The sequence below is a fragment of the uncultured Thiodictyon sp. genome (assembly GCA_903837595.1).
In the GTDB taxonomy this organism is placed as follows: Bacteria; Pseudomonadota; Gammaproteobacteria; order Chromatiales; family Chromatiaceae; genus Thiodictyon.
Window position 1 is genome coordinate 1 of sequence record CAILVI010000560.1, and the last position, 3,512, is coordinate 3,512.

Below are 3,512 nucleotides of genomic sequence, written 5' to 3' on the forward strand. Positions count from 1 at the left end.
GTTGATCGGGATGGGTTGCTGGTTCAGGTCGAAGTGGGTGTCGATGGTGGTGTAGCGCATCTGGCCGTTGAACCAGCCATACTCGGGGATGACGTTCTCCGCGTAGGTGAAACTGCCCTTGATGGACTTGTAGGTGTAACGCTCCTCCCCATTACCCTGGGTGTAACCGTGCTCATGGTAGCCCTCGCCGTTCTTGGTCTTGCCGGCGGTGCGCCAGTCCCAATCCATCACGGTGGCGATCCCACCACGGGCGAAACGGGGGACGTGGCAGGTCTGGCAGGCTACCGAGGCGACGTGATCGTTGAGTTTGATGTGTTTGACAGAGTCCGCTGGGTGAGGCGTGGCGCTGTGGCAGGACTCGCAAGTCGCGACATCGCGGCGCTGACCGGGCCGACCGGCGCCGGCCGTGTCCTTGGCGATAACGTCATAGCGGCTGCCGGCCCAGATGTGGTTCTTGGTGACATGACAGGCGGTACAGGCGAAGTTCTGCCCGTCGGCGGACATATGCACATCAAGACTGCGAGGCGGGTGCTTGAGGGCCGAGGACAGGTCGCCGTGCTTGACGTTGTCACCCCCGCCACCGTTGAAGTGACAGGTCCCGCAATTGGCGCGCTCTGGCAATTGCACTGATTGGGCGATCCGGGCAAGATCCAGCGGGGCCAGCCCCTCGAACATCACGGCGCAGCTCTTGTTGCCGCCGCTATTGGGGCTCTTGTAATAGGTGCCGGTATGGTCATGGCAAACCAGGCAGTCGATGTTGTCCTGGTTCGTGAAGTCGAAGCTCTCGTCCTTCCAGCCGTAACCGGCGTGGCACTGGGCGCACATTCCCTCGTTGCCCCGGGCGTTGGTGCAGAAGTTGTTGACCAGATGCTTCTTGCCGAGTCGTTGGCCGGTCTCGGGGCTGGTGTAGTCCCAGGTCCAGTGGATGTTCTTCATGAAGTGCCGGCCACTCTCGGTGTGGCAAGTGAGGCACGCCTTGGTGACCTCCTGACCGGTCGCGAACGGTCCTTTGAGAACCGCGAATTTAGTGTGGTCCGCACTGCCGCCGGTCAGCGGGCCGGATAGCTGAGCGGCGGCATCTCCCTCAATGGGCGGAGTCGGCCAGTTGCTGCGCGCCTGGGCGACGGTGAGTGGCATCAGGCTCACGGCAAGCAGGACACAGAGCAGGACACGCATGGCGACTTTCCTCTGGGATTGCGAGGTGCGCTGACGCCCCGTTTTGTTATTGACTATGATCGCCCGGGTCTAGCCGCGGATGATAGATGAGCGCGGCCTCAGCGCGTGACAGGACCCACAACGCCATGGTCCGCGAGCCAACGGATATCCAGCTCCCAACGCACCGCGGTGACGTAGGGTAGCGCCTCGACCAACTCCATCGCCCGCTTCTGGCTGTCGACCAGGGCCTGCTGCGCGGCGGCCATGGCCGGATCGACCTCAGCTTTACCGGCAAGTCCTGGATAGATGATCCCCAGGAAACTTGCTGCGGGCACATCGAACGACCGCGGGGTCAAGAGGGTCGCGATCCCGTTGTCGAAGGAAACGGCGCGAAACTGGTAGGGATACTTCGCGACTAACGGGTCCGATTGCAGCACCGCGTTGATCTCACTGACTCGCGGTTGCCAGGTGGAGTGTAACCAGATACCGATGAGTGCGAGGGCGATGAGGCCGAGTCCGGCACTATAGTTGCGGGTGAAGCGGTCCATAGGTGATAAGCTCCGCAAGAGTCGGGTTAGGTCGGAGGTTCAAGACCGCCGACAAGGACTTAGGCCACCGATCCGATAGCCTGAGTGGAAATGGTCTGCCCTTCTTGGCGTCCGGCGTGCAGAGCCGATGGGGGCGCATGGGTCACCGCAGACGCCGGGAGCAAATCCTCCCAGGTACCGCGTGTTCACGCCGGAAAAAGACCGCGGCCGGCATTACTTGCCCGTGCCGTTGCCAGCGACCAACGCAATCAGAAAGCCAGCGCTCACGATACGACGATGATGCTGGCAATGGTCAGTGCGTCGAAGCTCATGGGTTCATCTCTCGATAATACCGCCGCGAAATTGTGAGGCGGACACTGCGGCGATGGTTCGCTTCAACTGATTGGCGCTGGGTCACTCACCAAGCCCCCGGCGCGTGGTCCCTGAACGGGTGCGCGCAGGTCGCCGGGGGTTGGTGAGCACGCGCATCTGCGTCGGGCTAAGCCGCTGGGCAGTCCTTGCAGGTCTTGAAGCCAAACAGGGTGTAGGCGGGGCACCAGCCGATCAGGGCGGTTGCCAAGGGCACGATGCCGAGCCAGCCCCAGGCACCTAAGTACCCGCTTAAGGTCAAGGCAATCAGGGCAATCCCGGCGATGCCGCGCAGGGCGCGATCGGTGGTTCCGGCATTTTTGGTGAAGTTCATGAGTCAGTGCTCCAAGTGGTCTGTTGGTGGCTAGCCCAAGGGGTTTGGGTCAGCGATGAAAGTAACACGGCAGGTATTAAGCGTCAGTGACTTGGTCACAGTTAACCGAAACCGTTTCGCTCCAGACGCTGACGATCCAGGATCTCGATGGTGGCACGTCCGAGCTTGACCACGCCCGCCGCCTCCAAGCGTTTGAGGTGGCGCGATACCACTTCGCGGGCTGTGCCCAATTCGACTGCGAGCTCCTGATGGGTCGCGGTCAGCAGCGACGCCGGGGTCTGGCCGTGACGCCGCAGAAGTAGATTCGCAAGCCGCCGTTCGATCGGCTGGAAGGCGAGTTCCTCCATCCGGGTAATGACCTGGGCAATGCGTGCCCCCAAGTTGGCGAAGACAAAGCGCCGGAAAGCCGGCGCATCCTCAAGAGCGCGGTCGAAAACCGACTTGGAGAGACTCAGGAACTTGACGCGGGACTCGGTGAATGCTTCGGCGGGATAGACGTCCCCGGAGAGAATACAGCAGGTCGTCAGGACGCACGCTTGGCCGGGCAGTACCCGGTAGAGCAGCGCCTCGCGGCCATGCTCGCCGATGATCTGTACCCGAATCGTCCCTGTCAATACGAGGACATAGTTGGGACAGGCAGAACCGGCGTAGAAGACCGCCTGCTGCGCCGGCAATTCGAGGGTCAATGCACCAGCCAGCAGTGCCCGGGTCGCCGGGTCGCCCGCGGCCAGGGTTGGAAACAGGCTGTGCCAAGTGGTCTCAGGCATGCTGGAGTCTCATGGGTGCCGGCTGCTAGCGCTCGCGCGGATAAGGCCAGGCGGCGACACCGCCTTCCATCACCTTGACATTCAAGGCGGGCCGTAAGTGCACCCGCCGGCCGCCCGATTGCTGGTCCGCCCCGCGTGGGGCTTAACCGTGATCGTGCCCGTGCCCGTGCGCGACGCTCTCATCGCAGGGGGCCGCGCCGGTGAGTGTGCCGCCGAGATATTTTTCCAGCGCTTGGCGAACCGTTCCACTCGCACCGGTCGCGGTCTTGATACCGGCCTGCGCGAAAAACTCAATCGCGCGTCCGCCCATACCGCCACTCAACATCACTTCGGCCTGTTGCTGCTTGATGAAGTCAGGTA

General features: G+C 62.5%; 5 protein-coding genes. All 5 read right to left on the bottom strand.

All coding sequences use genetic code 11. The annotated features are described in order from the left end of the window. Positions 1-1,176, bottom strand: a 1,176-nt coding sequence (locus tag QZY44_RS34180; RefSeq protein WP_295458437.1) for a tetrathionate reductase family octaheme c-type cytochrome, incomplete at its 3' end; no start/stop codon positions are given. 98 nt (positions 1,177-1,274) lie between these two features. Continuing rightward, positions 1,275-1,703, bottom strand: coding sequence for a hypothetical protein (locus tag QZY44_RS34185; RefSeq protein WP_295458440.1), 429 nt, complete (start codon positions 1,701-1,703; stop codon positions 1,275-1,277). 478 nt (positions 1,704-2,181) lie between these two features. Then, complete coding sequence (locus tag QZY44_RS34190; RefSeq protein ID WP_295458442.1) at positions 2,182-2,385, bottom strand: DUF2892 domain-containing protein; 204 nt, start codon at positions 2,383-2,385, stop codon at positions 2,182-2,184. Between the two features lie 101 nt (positions 2,386-2,486). Continuing rightward, positions 2,487-3,152: a Crp/Fnr family transcriptional regulator gene (locus tag QZY44_RS34195; protein WP_295458444.1), complete on the bottom strand. Its 666-nt coding sequence runs from the start codon at positions 3,150-3,152 to the stop codon at positions 2,487-2,489. A gap of 142 nt (positions 3,153-3,294) precedes the next feature. After that, positions 3,295-3,512, bottom strand: a 218-nt coding sequence (locus tag QZY44_RS34200) for a NifB/NifX family molybdenum-iron cluster-binding protein (RefSeq protein ID WP_295458447.1), incomplete at its 5' end; no start/stop codon positions are given.

What these genes read in the sequence shown, in the direction of transcription:
- QZY44_RS34185 (WP_295458440.1), bottom strand. Translation starts at nt 1,703, where the DNA reads ATGGACCGCTTCACCCGCAACTATAGTGCCGGACTCGGCCTCATCGCC.
- QZY44_RS34190 (WP_295458442.1), bottom strand. Translation starts at nt 2,385, where the DNA reads ATGAACTTCACCAAAAATGCCGGAACCACCGATCGCGCCCTGCGCGGC.
- QZY44_RS34195 (WP_295458444.1), bottom strand. Translation starts at nt 3,152, where the DNA reads ATGCCTGAGACCACTTGGCACAGCCTGTTTCCAACCCTGGCCGCGGGC.